The sequence below is a fragment of the Shewanella hanedai genome (assembly GCF_007197645.1).
In the GTDB taxonomy this organism is placed as follows: domain Bacteria; phylum Pseudomonadota; class Gammaproteobacteria; order Enterobacterales; family Shewanellaceae; genus Shewanella; species Shewanella hanedai.
This window is the reverse complement of sequence record NZ_VKGK01000033.1, coordinates 22,964-45,062: the sequence shown is the minus strand read 5'-3', so window position 1 is coordinate 45,062 and position 22,099 is coordinate 22,964. Positions and strand designations below refer to the sequence as shown.

Here is a 22,099-nt window from a genome sequence, read left to right as displayed (position 1 = left end):
TATGCGCAAATTTTTAAAGTGGACTTATTGTCTGTGACTTACTGCAACTTAAGGGAGTAATAGGTCGTTTAGATCCCTATTGTGGCATTGGGAGCTTGACCGATATTGGTGAGATGTTAATAATCGCCTCGAAAATGGATATAACAATAACAGTCTAACCAAGTCTAACGAGAATAAATTAATGTCTACAACCCGAAATATCTTCACTTTAAGTAGCCTAACGCTTGCGATGGGATTGGCCTGTCCAGCTTTAGCTGATGACATCGAACGCGATCGCATTTTTGATATTGCTGAAGTGATTGTTGTTAAAGGCCAACATCTTCAAGCAAGTGAAATGTCCACCACTAAGTGGGTGATTGATGCTGAAGAGATCGCCGCATCAGGTGCACAAACATTCGATCAAGTGATCGAAAATGTACCAGGCGTATATGTACGAGTCGGTGGAGATTCAACCCCACGTGTTGATATTCGAGGTTTAAAAACTCGCCACATTACTTTTTTAATTAACGGCGTTCCTGCAAGTAGCACTGAAGATGGTCAGTTTGATCCAAGTGTTATTCCAACGAATCAAATTGCACAAGTTGAAGTCTCCGTGGGTCCTAGTTCAGTATTGTATGGTCCCGGCGGCAGTGCTGGCGTCATCAACATTATTACCAAACAAGGTGATGACTTATCATCACTGTCAGGTAAAGTTGAATCTGCAGCAGACAATACCCTCAATGCAGATATAAGTGCGGCGGGTTCTGGTGAAAACTGGCAAGGTATTATGAGTGTCACGCATCAAGAAACTGATGGCACGCCCATGTCAGATGATTTTGAAGATACACGTAATCAAATCGGTGACGTGCGTTTTAACTCGGACAGAAAACTAACTAACTATTATGCTCAAGGTAGTTACTTTATTAATGATTCAACTAAGCTGATGGCCAACTACACCCAACGTGATGGTGAGTGGGGGAAATCACCCACAGTTGATCGTAAAAAAGCCCCATCAAGAGTTGAAGATTATAATGAACAAAGTATGCAACTTGGCGCAGCACATGAAATAAATGAGCAGTATGCCGTTCGTGGTTTTGTTTACTATAACCAAACAGATATGGTTGAGAATTTCTATAACCATAAAATGAATAATTTAAATAGTATTGTCGAAAGCACTTCGACAGTCAGTGGCACTAACATTCAATTTATTAGTGAATTTGATTACGGTGCTGTGTTGACCACGTCTGTCATTGTGGAAAAACAAGATTGGTTCTCTCATACAAATAAACTTCGCAGTGTTAAAGCAGGGGGAGACGGATCGGGCTCAGGTGGTGGTCAAGGCGGATCCGGCGATATCGATGAAAGCATCGTTGTTTATACTGGTGCGGCAGAGTATCAATATCAAGACGAGGGTAAATATGGTTACAGCTTAGGTGCGGCTGTGCATAATTATGATCGTGATGTTAATAGTGAAACAGATGTTTCAGCACAAGCATCAGCATTTTATCAAGTCACAGACTCAAGCCGCATCCATACCGGTCTTGCACGAAAAGTACGTTACCCATCGATCAGTGATCTATACGCGGTTGATGGCGGTAATATAAACCTTAAAGCGGAAGTCGCTAATCAGTTTGAACTTGGTTTACTGCAAACTTTACCTTTCGATAGCCAATTAGACATCAGCAGTTATATTACTGAAGCTAATGATTACATTGCTAAAGATGACAACAACCAAGAGCAAAATATTGGTGACTATCGCTTTATGGGCGTCGATTTACAGTTAACTAATCGTTATTTTGATAGCCTAGGATTAACGTTTGCTTATAGTTATATCGATACTGAAGATCGTGTAACGAATGAACGTTTACAATATCGTCCTACTCATAACCTACGTTTACAAGCGAGCTATGATTTCTCATTTGGTCTAACGACACGTTTAAATGCGGAACGCATCATCGATCAAGTGAATGGCAAAGGGGTTCAATTAAACAACTACACATTAGTTGATTTCAGCGTGAGCCAGCAAATACTGCATGACAATTTAGAGCTCTATGTTAGAGCAACTAACTTGTTTGATGAGCTTTATTATCAAAGTGACTTTATGCCACAAGCCGGTCGCCAAGTATTTGTAGGCATTAACTGGCAACTATAGTGAATAGTTAGTAACTGCCTAGTAGATAAAAACAGCTATTCAAGATTTAACGCCTAAGCCCTTATTTGATAGTAAGGGCTTTTTTGTTGTCGTTTTATGTGAGGGTAGGACGGCACCTTGTGCCTGCGAGTTTGTTCGCAAGCTCACTGCTAGAGCGCTTTGCTGCGATAAGTTCAAAAGCTTTTACATTTTTTTTATTTATCTTGGTTCCTATTAGAAGGACCAATCGAAGAGATTGATAACCAGGTGGAGATGTGGCTAAGGGTATCGAAAACAGGGGTGTTTTCGTTAAGTGGCTACAGCGCCCTCAGAAATATCTGCACGTTCTGCCTGCTGCAAGCAATTAATACCAATAAAGGCATGGCAACCAACAATCCACATAAACACCAATTTCATCCAATGAAACCATAAGAAAGAGACTTGAAACTTGTTATCGGACAAGTCCCCAGTTTGTTATCCAATAAGTGACAATATTTTCATCTGGCTTCGCCTTTGTTCTTGTGAAAAAGCTTGAGTTTTCTTACTATAGAAAACTAGATTACCCACATACCCAATCTACTTGGAAGTACAGGATTCGGTGGGTATTTACTCATTTCTAAACGAGAATGCATGAAATTTATCCATACTTCGGATTGGCATATTGGCCGTCAACTTCATAACCAGAGTTTGCTTGAAGATCAGCGTCATGTGTTGGCGCAAATTGTTGAGCTGGCAGTGACCCATGATGTCGATGCTGTGATCATTGCTGGTGACATCTATGATCGCTCCGTTCCCCCCGCCAATGCTGTGGCGTTACTTGATGAAGTGGTGAACCGTTTAGTCAATGAGTTGAAAATCCCGGTGATTATGATTGCGGGCAACCATGATGGTCATGAACGTTTAGGTTTTGCCTCCAGGCAGATGAGAGAGAGTGGTCTGCACATTATCGGTCCACTCAATAACACTCTAGTGCCAATAGAAATAGTAGGAAAATCAGGTAATGCCATGTTCTATGGTTTGCCCTATGCCGATCCTGCGACTGTTCGTCATGTGTTTGACTCAGAGGTGAACACCCATGAACAAGCCATGGTACAACTGCTTGAACAGGTTAGTGAGCATGACAGCCAAGGTTTACCTAAAGTGGTGATCAGTCACTGTTTCCTTGATGGTGGCAGTGAGTCAGAATCAGAGCGTCCTTTGAGTATTGGCGGTGCAGATAAAATTTCCTCCACCGTGTTTACTCCCTTTAGTTACGCAGCTTTGGGTCATCTTCATGGCCCACAATATAAAGGCGAGGAGCATGTACGCTATTCGGGCTCCATTTTAAAATATTCATTTAGTGAACAACATCAAAATAAGTCCGTCACGTTAGTGGAACTGACGCCAGAAGGGGTGGCGAGTATTGAATTGTTACCTCTAAGCGCAATGCGTGATGTGCGTATTATCGAAGGTGAACTCGATGCGCTACTCGAGGCGGGTAAAACGGACTTGCAGCGTGAAGATTACCTGATGGTTAGGTTACTGGATAAGAAGGCAATTTTAGATCCCATGGGGAAACTCAGAGCGGTTTATCCTAATGTACTGCATCTGGAACGTACCGGTTTAATGGCCAATAATAGCCAGCTTGCTATCGGTCGCGACCATATTAAAAAGGGCGAACTCGACATGTTTACTGATTTCTTCTCTCAAGTATCTGGTGAGCCGATGAGTGAAGAGCAGCAAGCGGTGATGGTCAATGCCATCGATGAGTTACATAGAGTGGAGCGTACATCATGAGACCGCTCATTCTGAATATGTCGGCATTTGGTCCGTTTGCTTCAACTCAAGAGGTTGATTTTTCAGCTTTAGGCACCAACCCACTTTTTTTAATCAATGGTCCGACTGGCGCGGGTAAAACCACCATTCTCGATGCCATCTGTTTTGCTCTTTACGGCAAAACCACAGGTGATGAACGTGAAGGCAGTCAGATGCGCTGCGATGTGGCTGATGACAATCTACTGACCGAAGTGACCTTTAGTTTCAGCTTAGGTGACATGCAGTATCGCATTCGTCGAGTACCGGAGCAGGATAGAGCCAAGAAAAGTGGCGAAGGCTTTACGGTGCAAAAGCCGGAAGCTCAGCTGTACCGCATAGACAAAGATGGCACAGAGCATCTGCTGGTGGCGAGTAAGGTTTCAGAGGCGACGGCGGAAATAGAGCTGTTAACCGGTCTTGATGCCGATCAATTTCGTCAGGTGATGGTGTTGCCTCAGGGCAAATTCCGTGAATTGCTGATGGCAGACTCTAAAGACAGAGAGAAGATATTTAGCCAGCTGTTTCAGACACAAATCTATCGCAAGATTGAAGACAAGTTAAAGCTGCAAGCCTCGGCTATCCGAAATGAAGTGCGTGATGGGCGTAATAAACGTGACGGCATACTTCAAAGCGTCGAATTAGGCTCTGATGAAGCCTTGACTGCTGAGTTGACAGAGATATCGCCTAAGCTCGCCAGTGCTTCTGAGAGCAAAGAGCTGGCGACGTCGGCATTGATTGAAATTAATAAACAGTTTGAATCTGCCAAAGTGCTGATCAGCGATTTTGAACAAGAAGGTAAGCTCAAACAGGTTGCTGCTTCATTAGCCGCGCAAAAAGAGGGGGTTGTTCAATCTCAGGTTCGGCTCGATAACGCGCAAAAGGCGGAGCAGGTAAAGCCGGTTTATGATCAACTGCTTGCCAGAGAGGCCGAAGCGACACAAGCTCAAGTTAATGTCACGCAAATGACCTCGGCTAAAACGGCTGCTGAGGAGAAATTAGCGCTCTGCCAAACTCAATTTGCGGCTCTTAGCGAATTGGATCAAGTATTACATCAGGCACAAAGCGAGGAGCAAGCACTCACTCAGTTAGAGCCTCAACTTCAGGGGCTAGATAGATTACAAAAAGAGGTACAGATCTCAAACATTGGACTCAATCAAGCAAAAGAGCGTGGCGTTCAGGCCAAGGGGAATCTTGACAAATTATTAGCCGATAAACTTGCTGCTGAGCAGCAGTTGCCTCTATTAGAGAGGCAAGCAGCTGAGTTGATGGATGTGCAGCAGGCCTTGACGACCCACAGTGACATCATTGAGCGTTATCAGCAGTGGCAAGTTGCCATTGGCGAGGTTGAAAAAACGACGTTGGGACTGGCCCATGCCAAAGACAAAGGTCAGCTGTTACGTGAAGGTTTTAAAGAGTCCCAGACCAGTCATCGACAATTACAGCTCATTTGGCATCGCGGTCAATCTGCAAGTTTGGCACAGCAACTCAGTCTCGGTGAGCCTTGCCCTGTATGTGGCAGTGAAGAGCATCCTAATCCGGCTCAAAGTGAGCAATTACTGCCGACAGAGGATGAGCTACAGTCAGCCCAACGTAATGAAGAGCTGGCAAATGAAGCATTAAGTCAGGCTAGAGCTGAGTATTCAAGTTTGATGACTAAATTGCAGGAGCAAACAAGAGTCAGGGATGAATATCAACAAAAGCTGGGTGATTGTGCACTTCAAACTTTTGAATCACTGCAGTCTCATCAGCAACAGCTTAAGCAACAAGTACAAGGTGCGAATGCTGCGACGCAACAATTAGCAAAACTGAGGCAAGAGTTACAGGCTTGGCAGGTTAAAGAACAGGATCTGCGAGTTCAATTAGAGGCTGAGCGTGAGCGTTATCATGATATTCAAACCCGTACAGCCTCGCTTCAAGGTCAATTGGATCAAGCGTTGGCGTCCATTCCTGAGCAATATCGCAGTTTAGAGATACTGACAGCAGCGATAACGCAGATACAAGGGCGCGTTACTGATTATCTTCAGCAGATCCAAAATGTACGTCAGACTCATAGCCATGCGGTTGAACAAGATGCTGCATGCGGTGCATCTCTGCAAGCGGCACAATTGAGCTTAACGCAGGCACAGGCTCAGCGTGAAAATGCTCAATCAACCTTAGTTTCCAAGCTGGAAACCTCAGGTTTTAGTGACAAGGATGCTTTGATTCAATCTCTGTTAAGCAATGATGAATCAAAATCCTTAGCGGATGATATCGCCAAGTACGCCCAAGAGTGTGCTGCGAATCAAGCGACCTTGTCGCAACTGAGTGATAAGTTAAGTCATCAAGTTAAACCTGAGCTACCCGTTATTGAAGCAACACTGAAATCTACACAGTTGCAGCAACGAGAAGCTGAACAGCTATGGCAAGGTTTACATGCCCGAGTGACGCAACTGACTCAAACACAGAAACAGTTGAAGGATGCCGATGCTCAGGCAAAGAAGCTCGAGGATGAATACGCGATTATCGGCACCTTAGCGGATGTGGCCAATGGCCAGACAGGTAACAAGATCAGTTTACAGCGGTTCGTGCTTAGTGTGTTACTCGATGATGTGTTGCTCGAAGCGAGTCATCGTTTGCAGTTGATGAGCAAAGGGCGTTACCGATTAATTCGCAAGGAAGACCGATCTAAAGGCAATAAGGCTTCAGGGCTTGAGCTTGAAGTTGAAGATGCTTACACCTCCAAGGTGCGTCCAGTTGCCACCTTAAGTGGTGGCGAGAGCTTTATGGCTGCATTGTCGATGGCTTTAGGGTTATCAGATGTGGTGCAGGCTTACGCGGGCGGCATTAAGCTCGATACGCTGTTTATCGATGAAGGGTTTGGCAGCTTAGATCAAGACTCATTGGATTTAGCCATTCGCACCTTAATGGATTTGCAGTCTGCCGGTCGTATGATAGGGGTTATCTCCCATGTGTCAGAGATGAAAGAGCAGATTGGTACACGTATCGATATTATTAAAACCGCTAATGGCAGCAAGACTGTGATCGTATTGCCATAGCGTTTAATCTTACTGATTGGAAGCTAAAAGCTCAGACGCGAGTCTGGGCTTGGCCCTTTATTAAAAATAATTATTCATTTTGTTTAGTAGAACAGTTTGTAAATCGGTATTTTTTTGGTATAAATTGTCCTGCTAGAATAATTTTAAGAATTAACATTTCAAATTTTTACACTTGTAACTAAACCGTAAGAGTCACTGAGGGAATTGTAATCTTATTGCGATTGTAGGTGACGTTTTTATGTCAGGATTGCTCCGGTTTTATTAGATGTGAAACATAATAAAGTTAGATGGGGCTAAAGTTGCATACTCGTAAATCGTCATTTTTTAAGATGCTGCCGTTAAATTTTCAGGTATTATCATTTTCGCAAAAATCGAATTTTCATAAAAAACTTATTTTGGGCGCAGGGCTGATGATTGGCGCTGCCATTTTATGGCCCAACCAGCAGGAATTTTCACCACAACGTATTCCCATCGATCTCGACATTGATACCTTAGTCGCACAGTTAACCCCCTCAACTCCTTTTGAAGCGTCAAGCAGTAAGCCTGATTATGTCAAAAACATCGCTTCTGGTGACACCTTAAGTGGCCTGTTTTCTGAAGCGGGTGTGGATCAAAACACCATGCATCATGTTCTGGAGGCTGATCTTGATGTCCTAGCATTGGACACAATGAAGCCCGGTAATAAGATCAGTTTTTGGTTGGATGATAAAGGTGAGCTGCAAAAGCTTGAGTTGTACTTTTCTGCTGCCCGACAAGTGGTGTTTAGCCGTTTTGATAACGGTGATTACAAAGTTGATGAGATCGATATCGACGGGATCTGGCAAAATCGTACCGTTGCCGGCGATATCCAAGGCTCTTTTTATCTCTCAGCGAAAAAAGCTGGGTTGAATGCGGCTGAAATTCAGCGTGTAGAATCCTTGCTAAAAGAGAAGCTCAATTTTGCTAGAGATCTAAGAGCGGGTGATACTTTTTCGGTTTTGATGAACGATCAGTTTATCGACGGTAATGCGACAGGAACGAGTGAAATCTTAGGGCTTACCATTCACCGTGGCCAAAGTGATATCAATGCTTATCAAAACAGTGATGGGAATTATTATGATGACCAAGGCCGCAGTTTATCACGGGCTTTTCAGCGTACACCTTTACAGGCTAAATACCGTATAAGCTCGAGCTTTGACCGTAATCGTCATCACCCAGTGACCGGGCGTGTCACACACCATAATGGTACGGACTTTGCGACGCCAATAGGTACAAAAATTGTCGCTCCTGGTGATGGTATCGTCTCATTGGTGACCAAACACAGATTTGCCGGCACTTACGTGGTGATTGAGCATGGGAATAAGTACCGTACCCGTTATCTTCATCTTTCTAAGGCATTGGTGCATAAAGGGCAACGGGTTTCTCGTGGTCAAGTGATCGCCTTATCTGGCAACACTGGGCGGGTAACTGGACCTCATCTTCACTATGAGTTCCATGTTAATGGTCGTCCGGTTAATCCGATGAAAGCCAATATTCCTATGGCAAGTAAGCTGTCGAATAAAGAGATGAACGAGTTTCAACAGCTGGTCAGAGTGCGCCAGATGATGATGGGAATGAGCTAATACCAATTACATTGAATATGTTATCAATTCAGAGGCGCTCAAACTTTTCAATTCAAGGCGCATTGATGAAAGAATGGCTATTCCCTTGTAAGTCAATGCAAAGCAGAAGTGGAATGTTTGAGAGCCTCCCGCAGGGCGGGTTTCAAAGCCCTGGATGCTGTGTTGAATGATTTAGATATAGAATAACTATTAGCTTCAATCATCCGCCTTGCCTTCAGCGCTTTGAATTCCCGCTGAATGAACAGATACTTAATGTAATTGGTATAATATCTTATTGCTCATTACAAACAGAAACGCCAGCAGAGATGCTGGCGTTTTTGGTTTCAGCACATAGCGCTGCTAAGTGTATGGATTCGAGTGATGATCGATTTGGGTTAATAACAAACGTAAATCAAATTCGAGCTGGTGGTAATCACCTTCCATATGACAGCAAAGTTGATAGAAAGCTTTGTTATGATCTTTCTCTTTCAGGTGTGCCAGCTCATGGACGACTAGCATACGCAGAAAAGGCTCAGGCACGCGCTTTAATCGTGACGATATGCGGATCTCATTTTTAGCCTTAGTCTTACTTCCCTGCACACGAGATACATAAGAGTGTAAACCCAGTGCTTGGTGGCTCAGGCTAATTTTATCATCAAAGAGAATTTTGGACAGCGGTTGTGACTTACGCAAATATTGGTTTTTAATCGCCATGGTGTAGTCATACAAGGCTTTGTCAGTTCGAATTTCATGGGGCTTAGGGTAGCGCTTGAGCAAGACATCTTTGAGCTTATCGTCGCTGAGTAGACTTGATACTTGATCTTGTATCTCTTGCTGATAGCCGGTGAGGTATTTGAGTGGGGTCATAATGAATTTGATTACTATCAATATATCGAGAGCATAGCTTGGTGAGGTGAGAAAGCCGAACCTAGCAGACACTAGGTTCGCGCTCAGTTACTTAAACATTATCCCACACATTGAAGATATGCTGGTTGTGATAAGCATAGGCAACATCAAATGCAGGCTTTTGGAAGCGCTTAAGATCTAAACCATCAAAGTCGACAAGAGGTGGATTGCGCTTTAGACGCTCTTTCACTGTCACAGGTGACATCAATATCACAGGTAGTTCAAGTAACTGGATGGCGGCTTCAGCTTTGAAACTGGTCGCACTACCGGCCAATTTGCCTTTTTGCTCGCGGGCAATAATGACGATTTTATCGACATGGTAATCTTGCATCAGTTTACTGAATGCGAAGTGAAAATCACGGATTGACTCTGTCGCTTCTGAGTGTGAAATTACAAATGATTGTTGGCGACAATCAGGCACGTTAAAAGTCTCACCTTCATAGCTCAACAAGCAGACAACGGCTTCGCCACCTTTTAATTCAACGCCACAAACTCTCATGTTACACCTTAAATAAAACAATATTGTGCGCATTGTACAGTGAAATGTGTCGAGGGTCAGCGTTTAGATTTCACTGAATGGTATTTTCATTGATAAAGCCTCAAAAGTACCGGGGTGTAGATTTGATGATGAAATTAACTTTGCGATTGGAAGGTCTTTTATTACCAGAGAATAAGTATTAAAGAAGATTATACCAATTCCATTAAATAAGTGATCAATTCAGAGCCGCTCAGGTTTTTCAATTCAAGGCGCATTGATGAAGAAATGGTTATTCCCTTTTAAGTTAATGCAAAGCAGAAGTGGAATGCCTGAGAGGCTCACGTAGTGCGGGTTTCAAAGCCCTTTATGCTACGTTAGAGGCTTTCGATATAGAATAACTATTAGCTTCAAGCTTCCGCCTTGCCTACAGGGCTTTGAACTCCCGCTGAAAGATCACATTGTTAGTGGAATTGGTATTAAGAAAGGATAAATGATGATTAAGATTCAATATGGTTATGTGGTGGCCGCTTTACTGCTTTTTTTGTCTGGGTGTACCAGCTTAGACAAACATCCTGTTTATGCTGAGGAGGGGGTGGCCATCAATGGCTATGATCCTGTGGCCTATTTTGTAAAAAATGCCCCAGTAAAGGGAAGTGAGCAATTTAAAACAGAATACGAGAAGGCGGTGTGGCTGTTTAGCTCTGCTGAGAATAAAGCTAAGTTTGAAGATAAGCCCGAGCAATATTTGCCGCAATATGGTGGTTACTGCGCTTATGCTATGTCTCATGGATTTGTGGTCGATACGATCCCTGAAGCCTTTACTGTGCTTAATGATAAGTTGTACCTCAATTACAGCTTAGGGGTCAGAGAAAATTGGCTTGAAGATACCAAAAACTATATCGATCGCGCAGATAAACAGTGGGACAAGAAGTTAACTAAATAAATGCCTATAACAAAAAAGCCCTATCGCGGTTACAGCAGTAGGGCTTTTTTAATGGTGATCATATTAAAGATAATTAATCTTCAGGTGTGTCTTGCAGCTTAGATTTAGGCTTTCTTAGCATAGGAGCATCACCAATATCGATACCTGTGATAAAGCGTTTATCTTTAGCCACTTTAGCTTTCGGCTTCGCATTCTTCTTAGGTAATACTTTAGTACGTTTGGCATTGGCTGGTGCATTCTTGCCTGCTTTAGGCTTGTCTTTCAGGCCCGAGAACTTGCCTTTAAGACCTTCAATTGTGCTCAATTCGAAGCTTCTGTTCAAAAATTGCTGCACTTGCTTAAAGTTAACCCAATCTTTAGGTCCAACTAAAGATACTGCATCCCCCTTAGCGCCAGCACGTGCTGTACGACCAATTCGGTGTACGTATTCTTCTGGAAGCTTAGGCATATCGAAGTTGATGACCAAAGAGACGTTCAATAAGTCGAGTCCACGAGATGCAACATCGGTTGTCACCAAGATGTCCTGCATGCCTCGGCTAAATTGATCCATTATCTGATTACGCGCGTTTTGGTTAAGATCGCCACTCAGAGAGGCGGTATTAAAGCCTTCTTCAGCCAATTTCTTAGCTAAACGATCGGTATCTTGGCGCGTTGCGGTAAAGATAATGACCTGCTTTTGATTACCACTCTTGAGAATGTTAAGTAATAAGGCTTCTTTATGGTCTAGGTGATCACACAGGTAGATTTTCTGAGTGATGTCTAGGTTTTCAATATTGCCCGCACCGACAGCGACGTGCTTAGGCTCTTTCAATAATTCTGCGGCAATTTCATTGATTTCACCGTGATCTAATGTGGCTGAAAACATCAAAGTTTGACGGCGTTTATGATCCGCAGCAGCATTGATGGCTTTAAGCTGTTGGGCAAAACCTAAGTCGAGCATACGGTCCGCTTCATCGAGAATAAGCAGTTCTAGACCATTTAGGTGTATATGATGCTGGGCTAAGTGATCCGCAAGTCGGCCCGGTGTTGCCACAATAAAGTGAGGGTCTCGGGATAATAACTTAGCTTGATCGTTAAAGTTCTCACCACCAAGAATCTTCATGGCTTTATATTGAGTATTAGCCACTAAAAGGCGTAACTGGCTGTAGACCTGATTAGCAAGTTCACGGGTTGGCAGTAAAATCAGTACTCTTGGGTCACGCTTACTCAAGGCCCTGCTTGAAATGACTCTCTGCATTGCCGGTAACAAAAACGCTAAGGTTTTACCTGAGCCTGTTTTTGATGACGCCATAAGATCTTTGCCTGCAAGACCTACGGGAATCGCCTTCTCCTGAATCTCAGTAGGTGTCGTGATACCCATATGATCGAGAGTCTGTAATAGACGTGTGTCCAGGGAAAATTCGGTAAATTGCAAAGGGGGTGCTCCAAGATTAGTTTGACCGAGCATTATAACCTAAGTTTATGTGGTTCAGCCATAGAGAACACTGATTCATCTCATTGTGCTCTTGGAACGATGATCTTTAGCTATTGCGAATATTTGTTTGTCGCGATATAAGGGGGGCATTGATAGATGTTGAGAGTCGAAAATGGCTAAGATCGGAATTGCGTTGGGCAGTGGTGCCGCTAAAGGTTGGGCACATATTGGTGTGTTAAATGGGTTGGCTGAGATGGGCATTAAACCCGATAAAATCTCTGGCTGCTCAATTGGTTCGCTGGTGGGAGCAGCTTACGCGAATGACCAACTGCATGAACTTGAGACTTGGGTGCGCAGTTTCTCTAGTTGGGATGTGCTCGGCTTGATGGATTTGAGTTGGCGTAAAGGTGGCTTGATTGGCGGAGAGAAAGTATTTGATGTTCTGCAAAGTCGGATTGGCGATCTGCAGATAGAGCAACTTAAGCGTCCCTTAATTGCGGTGGCTACCGATCTTTATTCTGGACAGGAGATCTGGTTTAAAGAGGGTGATCTGCGTCATGCGATTCGAGCTTCTTGCTCTATGCCGGGCATTTTACCCCCTGTGAAGTTAGGTGATCGTTGGCTGGTAGATGGTGCCGTGGTCAATCCTGTGCCTGTTTCAGTTAGCCGCTCTATGGATGTTGATGTGGTGATCGCGGTCGACCTGAGTGGTCAAAAGCGTGGCCGTATGCAGGTTCTTCCTATTGATATGGCGTGCAGTAAGCCTTCGGTTGAAGAGCGAGTACAAGCTGAAGCACATCAAGATACCGGCTTTATGGATCTGTTGGCCCGTGGTAGAGATTATGTCACTAACATGACGGATAAGTTTTCATTAGGAAGCCGCTCACACCCCGGTATGTTAGCTGTTATGTCACAATCGATGGACATTCTCGAGCAGCGTTATAAGCGAGCAAGGTTAATGGGCGATCCACCTGATATTTGTCTCATTCCTAATGTGGGTCATATTGGTACTATGGAGTTTCATCGGGCTGAAGAGGCGATTGCTGCGGGTGAGTTAGCAGTCAAACTTGCACGTCACCAGATAGAAGCAAGATTAGAGAGTTACTGATCATCTGCTTTAGTGTCTAGCCTGTCATCTGTATAAACAGCGTACTTTTCGTACTGTCATGAGTTTGTTAGAGGAGGGCAACTCTACAGTTGCTTTTTTCTAGCTAATTTGAGGCTAGTTTTACCTTCATTTCGTTTTAAATTCCCATCTCTGTTCAGATCATATATTTCGGCGTGATAAATGCATGCAATTAAGCACATGTTCCCTATACGCCGAATTTTTGACAATGAATCCAATCGCTAATACGACAAGCACTGCAAGTCAACTGACGAACACTAGCCTTGCTGATAAATACGGTATCAACAGTAATCAAGCTGAAGCCGGTAAGCATAGTGATAAAGTGACCTTAGGCCAGACGGGTAATGCGTCGAAGGCTGGGAGCAAGGAGCATGTCAAGGATGAGTCGGTTTCTTTATCACCTAGAGCGCTACGCGCACAGAAGATTGAGATCATGGCAAAAGACTTTTTTGCTGATGGTAATTTCTCAAGTGCCGATCTACCCAAGTTGGTTCAGAGGTTGTATCAAGATGGCATCTTGTCGGAAACGCAATTAAACCGTCTGTCAGAGGGAGGCATAGATCTGCCAAAGTCAGAGGGGAAAGTCGACGACATGAAGACATTTATCCAAACCAAGCGTAACGAGCTTGAAAAAACGGCCCAAGATGACGAGTCTATGTCAAATGTGCTGATTAAACTCTTAGATGACGCCGAAGGCGTATTAGATAATATGGACAGTGTTCAGACGAAGGAGATCAGCAAAGAAGCTGCGCGGGTATCTTCTCAGTTGAATGTTTTCTTACAGGGAGACGTTGAGATGAGCAGTGAAGACAGGAAGCAATGGCAAGGGCTCAAATCCGTTATGCAGTTGGCTTCTTCCATGGGGGAAAGTCAGCAAGCTGGGGGGCAACTTAATAGTTACTTAGCCTTAGGTAAATATTGATATTCGCAACAGTTCTCTTTCATCATTCTTATCCACAACTTTTACCTTTTTTATCCCTTGGCTAGCCCGCTTTAACGGTATGGTCAAGGGGCAAATATGAGATCAGTGGCTTCACTGGCACTTATGTTTTGTTCTTCTCCCACTTGTGCAATATCATGATCGAGATCAATGTTCTCATCGTTAGTTTGTAGCTTAATACGCAACATATTGTGCTTAACAGCCAAACTAATACTATATGTGGTGTTCAAAACAACATCACGTGAGGAGATTGTAGACAATGCCAGTGGTTATTAAGCGAGATGGTTATCGCACGCCTTTTGACGAAACAAGGATTAGAGATGCGGTTGCCGCAGCGGCAATCTCAGCCGGTATTGATGATGTTAATTACTCTGTTCAAGTGGCGAGTAAAATTGCTGAATGTGTCGCTGATAAACATGAGATTGAGATTCACGACCTGCAAGATGTGGTTGAAAATGAGCTTATGGAAGGGCCTTATAAGTCTTTAGCCCGCGTGTATATCGAATACCGTCATGACAGAGATCTTCATCGCGAAACCAGCAGTCGTTTAAACCGTGAGATCCGCGGTTTAGTCGAGCAAAGTAATGCAGCACTTCTTAACGAAAATGCCAATAAAGATGCTAAAGTGATCCCGACTCAACGGGACTTATTAGCAGGGATTGTGGCGAAGCATTACGCGACCAGACACATATTGCCAAAAGATGTGGTTGCAGCCCACGAGTCGGGTGAAATTCATTATCACGACCTTGATTACGCGCCATTTTTCCCAATGTTCAACTGCATGTTGATTGATCTTGCTGGCATGTTAACCCAAGGTTTTAAAATGGGTAATGCAGAGATTGAAACACCTAAATCAATTTCGACAGCGACAGCCGTCACTGCACAAATCATTGCGCAAGTCGCCAGTCATATCTATGGCGGTACGACCATTAATCGCATCGATGAAGTGTTGGCCCCTTTTGTCACTAAGAGTTATGACAAGCATTACCAAGTTGCCCTGAACTGGGAGATCAAAGATCCCAAAGCGTTCGCCACGGCGCAAACTGAGAAGGAGTGTCATGATGCCTTCCAGTCGCTTGAGTATGAGGTAAATACCTTACATACCGCCAATGGTCAAACTCCCTTTGTTACCTTTGGGTTTGGTTTAGGGATCTCTTGGGAATCTCGACTTATCCAGTCATCTATGATGGCTGTGCGTATTGCAGGATTAGGCAAAAACCGTAAAACGGCGGTATTTCCTAAGCTGGTTTTTGCAATTCGTGATGGCGTTAACCACAAAGTGGGTGATTGTAACTACGACATTAAGAAGCTGGCATTGAAGTGCGCCACGATGCGTATGTACCCAGACATTCTTAACTACGAACAAGTTGAGAAGGTGACTGGTTCATTCAAAACCCCTATGGGGTGTCGAAGCTTCCTTGGCACTTATGAAGAAAACGGTGAGTTAATTCATGAAGGACGTAATAACTTAGGTGTTGTTAGTCTTAATCTTCCTCGTGTAGCTTTAGAATCTAAAGGTGATGAAACTGAGTTTTATCGTATTTTGGATCAACGTTTAGTCATTGCCCGTAAAGCCCTTGATACCCGTGTCGAACGTCTTGAAGGCGTGAAAGCCAGAGTGGCTCCTATCCTGTATATGGAAGGTGCTTGTGGTGTTCGTTTAGGTGCTGATGAAGAGATTTCAAGCATCTTTAAAAATGGCCGAGCGTCTATTTCTCTGGGCTATATTGGCCTACATGAAACCATCAATGCCTTGTTTGGTTCAGATAAGCATGTGTATGACTGCGAAATACTGCGTCAAAAAGCCATTGAGATCATCAAGTACATGAAGGCCGCTACAGAGAAGTGGACTGAAGAAACGGGCTATGCGTTTAGTCTTTACAGTACACCGAGCGAGAACCTTTGCAGTCGTTTCTGTAAATTGGACACTCAAGTATTCGGCGTCGTTGAAGGTGTGACTCAAAAAGGGTATTACACCAACAGCTTCCATCTTGATGTTGAGAAAGCTGTTAATCCTTATGACAAGTTGGATTTTGAGCAACCGTATCCAGAGTTAACAAGTGGTGGCTTTATCTGTTACGGGGAATACCCGAATATGCAGCATAATATTGAAGCGCTAGAAGATGTGTGGGATTACAGTTTTAGCCGCGTTCCATACTATGGCACCAACACGCCGATTGATGAATGTTACGATTGCGGTTTTACGGGTGAGTTTGCCTGTACCAGCAAGGGGTTTACTTGCCCTAAGTGTGGTAATCATGAGCCGAGTCGAGTCTCTGTTACACGCCGAGTGTGCGGATATTTAGGCAGCCCAGATGCGCGACCATTTAACTTCGGTAAGCAAGAAGAGGTTAAGCGCAGAGTAAAGCACTTATAACGGAACTGCTTATCGGCTCTATTCTAAGATGAATATGCGGGCTTGTTTTCGAACTTTGCCCGCTTTTTATTTTACAGTTCAATTAACTCTTAAGAAAATGCGATGAATTATCACCAATACTTTCCAGTCGATGTGATTAATGGACCGGGTACCCGCGCAACCTTATTTGTCTCTGGTTGTGTGCATCAGTGTCGTGGTTGTTATAATCAATCGACGTGGAACCCTTGCCACGGGCATGAGTTTGATCTGCAGATGCAAGATCAAGTATTGCGTGATTTAAAAGACACTCGCATTAAGCGCAGAGGGTTATCCCTGTCCGGTGGTGATCCGCTTTTCCCTGCTAATTTAACGGCCATATTGGCCTTAGTTAAACGGGTTAAAACCGAGTGTCCTGAGAAGGATATCTGGCTTTGGTCTGGTTATCGACTTGATGAGTTGAGCGATGCGCAAAAAGCGGTGATTGCTTATGTTGATGTGCTGGTGGATGGTAAATTTGAACAGGCATTAGCCGATCCTAGTTTACAATTTAAGGGAAGCAGTAATCAGGTTATCCATTGCCTAACTTAACGGTGATATTTTATGCATAAAGTCTGTTTTTAACCGGTTTTAGTCATAGCTTCGCCTTCTTCGTGCATATAGACAGTACATTTAGTCTTCGAATCACGTTGAAAAGCGGTAACTGTATTTGCTCTGATGCTGTTATAATGCCGCCATCAGATCCAATTGATTATTATAAAACAGCCATTATATGTCTCAAACAACTTCTAAATAGAGGGTTAACCTTAATTAAGAAGTCGTTCAGGTACCGAGGCTGTTTTTGCATTTTATAGAATTTTTAAGGCACGAAAATGAATTTAAAAGAAGAGCTTCATGGACTTAGCGATAAGCTAGAACAGTTCCGTCGCAAATTAGCCGCTGCAGAAAAGCGTGGTGATAAAGGCGTTATGTTGCAATTTAGACAAGAGATAAACGCAGTGACTAAGCGTATTGCGAGTGCTAAAGCACAGCAAACACGTGAACTAAGCAAGCAAGGCGGTACGGTCATGGGCTTGAAGTTCAGTCGTCCTCTGACTAAAGCTGAACAAGCTGATATGGGTAAGTTCAAGAAATCGATTAAAGGTCTTGTTGTCGTCCATCCCCTGACGGCACTTGGTCGTGAAATGGGCATTAAAGTTGTTACAGGCTTCGCAGCTAAAGAGTTCTAATAATTAATCAGTTAGTAGACTAGTGATTAATTATTAGTGAGCGACTTCAAATTATTTTGTTGTCGCTAAGCGTATCCTCTTATGCGCTGGTGCAGTCGGTCAACTATCCTTAAGGTGAAGTAATAGCCGATTAAATCGCTAAGGTATTTCACTTATCGATAAAAAGCGATAAAATCCGACCCATTATTGAGAGATACAAAATGTACTATTTTGGTTCTCAAGTTCATTGTTAAGCATTTATCTCGTTGTTTTCTTGATTTTTTGTCATCTCAGGGAAGAGAGTTGTTAAGGTTATTTCATGTCGATTAAGTATGTCGCTTCTTCAACGTTACCCACCTCTTGGGGTGTGTTTGATATGCATGGTTTTGAAGATACAGAGACAGGTAAGGAGCATGTGGCACTGACATTCGGTGTTCTCGATGCTGAGCTTCCTACGTTAGGCAGAATTCATTCCGAATGCTTAACGGGCGATGCACTGTTTAGCTTACGCTGTGATTGTGGATTCCAGTTACAAACAGCAATGCAAAATATTGCGGAAGCTGGGCAAGGTTTTATTCTGTATCTTCGTCAAGAGGGGCGTGGTATTGGCTTGTTGAATAAGATCCGTGCTTATGAGTTGCAAGATCAAGGTGCAAATACGGTAGAAGCCAATGAGAAATTAGGCTTTGCTGCTGACATGCGTAAATACGACATGATTTTACCTATGATGGAAAAGATTGGTATTAAGCAAGTTAAGCTAATGACCAATAACCCCCGTAAAGTCAAGGCGATGCAGGAGTTGGGCATTCAAGTTGTTGAGCGTATTCCCTTGCAAGTCGGTAAAAATCGCTATAATGAAGCTTATCTTAAAACGAAGTCTACAGAGCTTGGGCACATGATGTCTGAACATTACTTCGTTGTTGATGGTGAGTCATAGGTTTTATTGAACGTTCGAGTTAGACGTTCTTCTAGATTTTTACCCCGCTACACGCTATATTCAGAGCCATATGAATACACTTATTTGCTAATGTATGGCCCTGAATAAATTCCCTTTTATTATATTATCTTCTATTTCACTTTCATCGCCTATTCAAGCAACAGAAGAAGATTTTTCCCATTACGCCTTTGCTAATTATCTTGGCAGTGGCCTTTATCGTACCTCTGGGCAGAATGCCACTGTTGTAAACCTACCTTTGAGTTTTAACCTTCAGCAAAGTGATACAGATTCATTAACTCTTCGCACGCCAATTTCACTCGGTTTTTTCAACTTTAAGTGGGACGATCTTCCTGGTGGTGACTTTCCGTCGAGCGTTGGAACCGTGACGTTAACCCCCGGCATCGAATATCGCACGCGTACGGCAGAGGATCATGAATTTCAAACGTATTTCGATTTGGGTTATGGCAAGAATTTAAATTCTGGTGCCAATGTCGCCATTATGTCCGCAGGTGTGTCGAGCCTTTTGGATCTAAATGTTAAGCAAAATACGCCAGTTTGGGTCAACCGTTTATTTTTTGCGGGTTACAAAAGTTTTGATGGTGCTCAGTCTGAAACTTATTCAGCAATACAGTCCGGGATTGACATCGGTACCGATATTCACTGGCGTTGGGATTGGTTGGGTGTTGATGTTGAGCCCAGAGTGTTTGCTGCTGGTTACTGGTATTTTGACAAGTTACGTTTTGTGACCCCTTTTAATGATGATGTACTTGTGTCACACAGTGTTGAATTTGGTGCGACCTTGGCTTTTTCTAAACCAATACTCTGGGAATGGATGGGGATAGACAGGTTAGGATTAAGTGTAAGATCTGGCGATGGGATCCAAGTGTGGCGGTTAATATTTGAGTTTCCAATCTAGTTTGAAAAAACAACCCACCATCGAGCAACATATTGATTGCGTCAGACTTGTGGTGGGCATTATCTCTAAATATGATCTAGACGATTATTCAACCATGGTTTCACATTCTGCTTTTCCTGATGCGTAGCAACTTGGCTGACGTGGGCAGGCTGCGCCTCTTGAACAGATCAATCTGGCTTCGTTCTCAATCCCGCGTTCTATCCAATTAATGTTCAAAATCTTGGCGACACTCATTAGACTTTTCTTGATTGATCTTGGGATTTGAACAGAGCCGTCTTTACCGACACATGCTTGCTTAAGCTCTGAGGCAATGGACTGCGCGTCTCCGCCTTGGGCATCAATAGCTGGGTTGAGATCGATACCAGCGCAAAGTACATGATTATTTCCTGCTAAATCTTCCACCTTTATCGATTCACAGCAGTATATTCTAGGTTCATCAGCCACATTGAGGATGGATATCTGCGCCGAGGTGCCTTGGGTTGGCTCATTTATCATTCTAAATACAGCCCAGTGCTGACAGGGATCTTGCACTTGCCTCATATTTCCCCAGGGGAGTGGGATCCCATTGCCGCGGTACACTGCTTTCAGTTTTCCTGGCGCGTAGGCATCGAAATAGTGCCAGTGAGGGTAGGGTGACACAACGGTCATTCGGCGCATGGCGACAGAGGCGGAGATCCCCAGTTTTTGATGAACGTCAATCTCATAACCATGACGGTCGAGTAATTGTCTGAATGGCACCTTGGGGCAGAGGAGTGCGCCTGCAAAAAAACTGGATTCGAAGTCGCGCCATGCATGTAAAATATCTTGGGCGTTGACTGTTGAAGAGGCTGGTGTACCAAGCTCTTCAGATATACTGGTTTGGCTTCGACCTGTGGTTAATACTGACTTTAAGCCATCTTTATTGTGCAACGCACAGTGCCCTATATGCACTGCAAGGTCGTATTTAAGCCTAACGGGCACGTTTTTAAGGCGCTTATTGACATAAATGGTTGAGGGCGGCTCAAAGAAAGAGGTGATCACTTGTGTTGAAGTGACTCCCATCTCATCCATCACATCCTGTGGCGCCTGGTCGACCCACTTGATCGTCAAGCCCATGCCTTTGGCGATATCCATAATATCTTCTACAGCCAAAGGCATTCGCTTCATGCCTATCTCTTCAGCTGCTCGCTCAAGATCGGGGAAATGATTTTGGTGATGCTCCTGATGAGCGCGAATAAGTAGGTGAGCGAACTGTCTGCCTGTGATCCCTGTTTGTGACAACATTTCAGGAATAGCTATTTGCAGTATGTCTTTGGAAAATAGAAAGCTGGGCTCTAATGCCATGCCGCTAATTCCGCCTCGACGGCCCTTTTCAGGGGTGATCGATTGCACTTCTGGCACGTCATCTAAAAACCAATCGACCTCCTTTTGAAAAACTGTGGCGATAACGGCCATCATATTGGCACTCGGTACCCGCTTACCTCGCTCTATCATCGAAAGATAAGAGATAGAAGGAGCGGATTCCGGATCGACTCTCATGCATCTGGCAGAGAGATCTTCCATGGTGAGATGGTTACGTTTTCTTAGATTACGTATTTTGGTACCAAGAAAATGTGACTTGCGCAGTAGGCTCTGAGATTTGCTCATTTTGTAAAATTCACAATGTAAAATTTTAATTGTGAAATTGTAATGAAAAATTAGCTAGACTACAAATCAAGCAATCGGGAAAGTTAATAAAACAGTTTTTTGCAATTAGAACTAACTCGGTGATGCGGTAATAAACGAAAAATCAAACCCAAGATTGAGCGAGAGGATAAGGCTATGAACACATCAACAATGAGAAGCACTCAAAACGAACAACAGATGAATGACCTTATCAGTGCTGATGTCGTGTCTATGGATGCTTATACAGCATCTAAGAGTGAAGACACTATGGGCAATGCTAAAGGGTTTCTTGATAAAACGTTTCCATTAGCAACTGGATCTCACAATGATGTCAGCAGCTATGTTGTTTATTACCAGAATCTATTAATGTTTTTTAAAGATGGCACTCACAGTGGTCTACGTGATCCTCGTCAGTTTGTTGCACTTAATGGTCACAAAAGTGAGCCTTCAGCAATTCTACTAAAAGACAAGGGCACACATGTGGCGCTAACATTTGACCGTTGTGGTACTGAAGGTGCGCAAGATTTGGCTGATATTGATGATATCCAAATTGAAGGGCATAAGTACTGGATTAGCTTGCTCAATATCGATGAGCAAAATATGATTTCGACGTCAGTACAAGATCAAGTGTTTACCGCTAAAGATGGCAATGACTATTTGTTAAAGTAACCACTATTACAGTATTCGTTAACTAAAAAGGCTGCAAGCGATAAGC

18 protein-coding genes are annotated in these 22,099 nt (G+C 43.5%); 13 read left to right on the top strand and 5 right to left on the bottom strand.

Annotated elements, in window-relative coordinates; genetic code table 11:
* The first annotated feature begins 181 nt into the window (after window positions 1-181).
* The 4 genes from FN961_RS20765 to FN961_RS20750 all read left to right on the top strand — a co-directional run bounded on the left by FN961_RS20765 (window position 182) and on the right by FN961_RS20750 (window position 8,540).
* On the top strand, window positions 182-2,131 hold the full coding sequence (locus FN961_RS20765) for a TonB-dependent receptor plug domain-containing protein (protein WP_144042084.1): 1,950 nt from the start codon (window positions 182-184) through the stop codon (window positions 2,129-2,131).
* A gap of 609 nt (window positions 2,132-2,740) precedes the next feature.
* Window positions 2,741-3,886 (top strand): exonuclease SbcCD subunit D, encoded by a 1,146-nt coding sequence (locus tag FN961_RS20760; RefSeq protein ID WP_144042083.1) that lies wholly within the window; start codon window positions 2,741-2,743, stop codon window positions 3,884-3,886.
* A complete protein-coding gene (locus FN961_RS20755) occupies window positions 3,883-6,939 on the top strand; it encodes an AAA family ATPase (RefSeq protein ID WP_144042082.1) in 3,057 nt (1,018 codons plus the stop codon). The genes FN961_RS20760 and FN961_RS20755 overlap by 4 nt, the downstream gene beginning before the upstream one ends.
* A 329-nt stretch (window positions 6,940-7,268) precedes the next feature.
* On the top strand, window positions 7,269-8,540 hold the full coding sequence (locus FN961_RS20750; RefSeq protein WP_185972863.1) for a peptidoglycan DD-metalloendopeptidase family protein: 1,272 nt from the start codon (window positions 7,269-7,271) through the stop codon (window positions 8,538-8,540).
* A gap of 339 nt (window positions 8,541-8,879) precedes the next feature.
* On the opposite strand, the gene FN961_RS20745 is transcribed toward FN961_RS20750, so the two are convergent.
* Both FN961_RS20745 and FN961_RS20740 read right to left on the bottom strand, forming a co-directional pair.
* Window positions 8,880-9,386: a M48 metallopeptidase family protein gene (locus FN961_RS20745; RefSeq protein ID WP_144042080.1), complete on the bottom strand. Its 507-nt coding sequence runs from the start codon at window positions 9,384-9,386 to the stop codon at window positions 8,880-8,882.
* A gap of 91 nt (window positions 9,387-9,477) precedes the next feature.
* Window positions 9,478-9,924: a DUF3010 family protein gene (locus tag FN961_RS20740; RefSeq protein WP_144042079.1), complete on the bottom strand. Its 447-nt coding sequence runs from the start codon at window positions 9,922-9,924 to the stop codon at window positions 9,478-9,480.
* Between the two features lie 469 nt (window positions 9,925-10,393).
* Here FN961_RS20740 and FN961_RS20735 point away from each other — a divergent pair, with 469 nt between their 5' ends.
* Window positions 10,394-10,846 (top strand): YHS domain-containing (seleno)protein, encoded by a 453-nt coding sequence (locus tag FN961_RS20735; protein WP_229814759.1) that lies wholly within the window; start codon window positions 10,394-10,396, stop codon window positions 10,844-10,846.
* 73 nt (window positions 10,847-10,919) lie between these two features.
* Here the strand turns inward: FN961_RS20735 and FN961_RS20730 are convergent, their stop codons facing one another.
* Entirely contained in the window at window positions 10,920-12,260 is a 1,341-nt protein-coding gene (locus FN961_RS20730) for a DEAD/DEAH box helicase (protein ID WP_144042078.1), read from the bottom strand.
* Between the two features lie 172 nt (window positions 12,261-12,432).
* Here FN961_RS20730 and rssA point away from each other — a divergent pair, with 172 nt between their 5' ends.
* Together rssA and FN961_RS20720 are read left to right on the top strand one after the other, a co-directional pair.
* Entirely contained in the window at window positions 12,433-13,368 is a 936-nt protein-coding gene (gene rssA, locus FN961_RS20725; protein WP_144042077.1) for a patatin-like phospholipase RssA, read from the top strand.
* Between the two features lie 226 nt (window positions 13,369-13,594).
* A complete protein-coding gene (locus FN961_RS20720; protein WP_144042076.1) occupies window positions 13,595-14,308 on the top strand; it encodes a hypothetical protein in 714 nt (237 codons plus the stop codon).
* 83 nt (window positions 14,309-14,391) lie between these two features.
* Here FN961_RS20720 and FN961_RS25890 read toward each other — a convergent pair whose 3' ends face one another.
* On the bottom strand, window positions 14,392-14,556 hold the full coding sequence (locus tag FN961_RS25890) for a hypothetical protein (protein ID WP_185972861.1): 165 nt from the start codon (window positions 14,554-14,556) through the stop codon (window positions 14,392-14,394).
* A gap of 29 nt (window positions 14,557-14,585) precedes the next feature.
* Here FN961_RS25890 and nrdD point away from each other — a divergent pair, with 29 nt between their 5' ends.
* The 5 genes from nrdD (at window position 14,586) to FN961_RS20695 (ending at window position 19,740) form a co-directional block, all read left to right on the top strand.
* Window positions 14,586-16,703, top strand: coding sequence for an anaerobic ribonucleoside-triphosphate reductase (gene nrdD / locus FN961_RS20715; protein WP_144042075.1), 2,118 nt, complete (start codon window positions 14,586-14,588; stop codon window positions 16,701-16,703).
* 102 nt (window positions 16,704-16,805) lie between these two features.
* Window positions 16,806-17,270, top strand: coding sequence for an anaerobic ribonucleoside-triphosphate reductase-activating protein (gene nrdG, locus FN961_RS20710; protein ID WP_144042074.1), 465 nt, complete (start codon window positions 16,806-16,808; stop codon window positions 17,268-17,270).
* A 281-nt stretch (window positions 17,271-17,551) separates the two neighbouring features.
* A complete protein-coding gene (locus FN961_RS20705; protein WP_144042073.1) occupies window positions 17,552-17,908 on the top strand; it encodes a YibL family ribosome-associated protein in 357 nt (118 codons plus the stop codon).
* A 298-nt stretch (window positions 17,909-18,206) separates the two neighbouring features.
* Complete coding sequence (gene ribA, locus FN961_RS20700; protein WP_144042072.1) at window positions 18,207-18,824, top strand: GTP cyclohydrolase II; 618 nt, start codon at window positions 18,207-18,209, stop codon at window positions 18,822-18,824.
* Window positions 18,825-18,918: 94 nt separating this feature from the next.
* Complete coding sequence (locus tag FN961_RS20695; protein WP_144042071.1) at window positions 18,919-19,740, top strand: hypothetical protein; 822 nt, start codon at window positions 18,919-18,921, stop codon at window positions 19,738-19,740.
* 84 nt (window positions 19,741-19,824) lie between these two features.
* Here the strand turns inward: FN961_RS20695 and FN961_RS20690 are convergent, their stop codons facing one another.
* The gene (locus FN961_RS20690) at window positions 19,825-21,366 is read right to left on the bottom strand and encodes a DUF3612 domain-containing protein (protein WP_144042070.1); all 1,542 of its coding nucleotides are present in this window, start codon (window positions 21,364-21,366) and stop codon (window positions 19,825-19,827) included.
* A 174-nt stretch (window positions 21,367-21,540) separates the two neighbouring features.
* On the opposite strand from FN961_RS20690, the gene FN961_RS20685 reads away from it, so the two are divergent.
* Entirely contained in the window at window positions 21,541-22,053 is a 513-nt protein-coding gene (locus tag FN961_RS20685) for an aldolase/citrate lyase/malate synthase family protein (protein WP_144042069.1), read from the top strand.
* Window positions 22,054-22,099 lie beyond the last annotated feature (46 nt).

Coding starts and splice junctions, on each gene's coding strand:
- FN961_RS20765 (WP_144042084.1), top strand. CDS start 182: ATGTCTACAACCCGAAATATCTTCACTTTAAGTAGCCTAACGCTTGCG.
- FN961_RS20760 (WP_144042083.1), top strand. CDS start 2,741: ATGAAATTTATCCATACTTCGGATTGGCATATTGGCCGTCAACTTCAT.
- FN961_RS20755 (WP_144042082.1), top strand. CDS start 3,883: ATGAGACCGCTCATTCTGAATATGTCGGCATTTGGTCCGTTTGCTTCA.
- FN961_RS20750 (WP_185972863.1), top strand. CDS start 7,269: ATGCTGCCGTTAAATTTTCAGGTATTATCATTTTCGCAAAAATCGAAT.
- FN961_RS20745 (WP_144042080.1), bottom strand. CDS start 9,386: ATGACCCCACTCAAATACCTCACCGGCTATCAGCAAGAGATACAAGAT.
- FN961_RS20740 (WP_144042079.1), bottom strand. CDS start 9,924: ATGAGAGTTTGTGGCGTTGAATTAAAAGGTGGCGAAGCCGTTGTCTGC.
- FN961_RS20735 (WP_229814759.1), top strand. CDS start 10,394: ATGATGATTAAGATTCAATATGGTTATGTGGTGGCCGCTTTACTGCTT.
- rssA (WP_144042077.1), top strand. CDS start 12,433: ATGGCTAAGATCGGAATTGCGTTGGGCAGTGGTGCCGCTAAAGGTTGG.
- FN961_RS20720 (WP_144042076.1), top strand. CDS start 13,595: ATGAATCCAATCGCTAATACGACAAGCACTGCAAGTCAACTGACGAAC.
- nrdD (WP_144042075.1), top strand. CDS start 14,586: ATGCCAGTGGTTATTAAGCGAGATGGTTATCGCACGCCTTTTGACGAA.
- nrdG (WP_144042074.1), top strand. CDS start 16,806: ATGAATTATCACCAATACTTTCCAGTCGATGTGATTAATGGACCGGGT.
- FN961_RS20705 (WP_144042073.1), top strand. CDS start 17,552: ATGAATTTAAAAGAAGAGCTTCATGGACTTAGCGATAAGCTAGAACAG.
- ribA (WP_144042072.1), top strand. CDS start 18,207: ATGTCGATTAAGTATGTCGCTTCTTCAACGTTACCCACCTCTTGGGGT.
- FN961_RS20695 (WP_144042071.1), top strand. CDS start 18,919: ATGGCCCTGAATAAATTCCCTTTTATTATATTATCTTCTATTTCACTT.
- FN961_RS20690 (WP_144042070.1), bottom strand. CDS start 21,366: ATGAGCAAATCTCAGAGCCTACTGCGCAAGTCACATTTTCTTGGTACC.
- FN961_RS20685 (WP_144042069.1), top strand. CDS start 21,541: ATGAACACATCAACAATGAGAAGCACTCAAAACGAACAACAGATGAAT.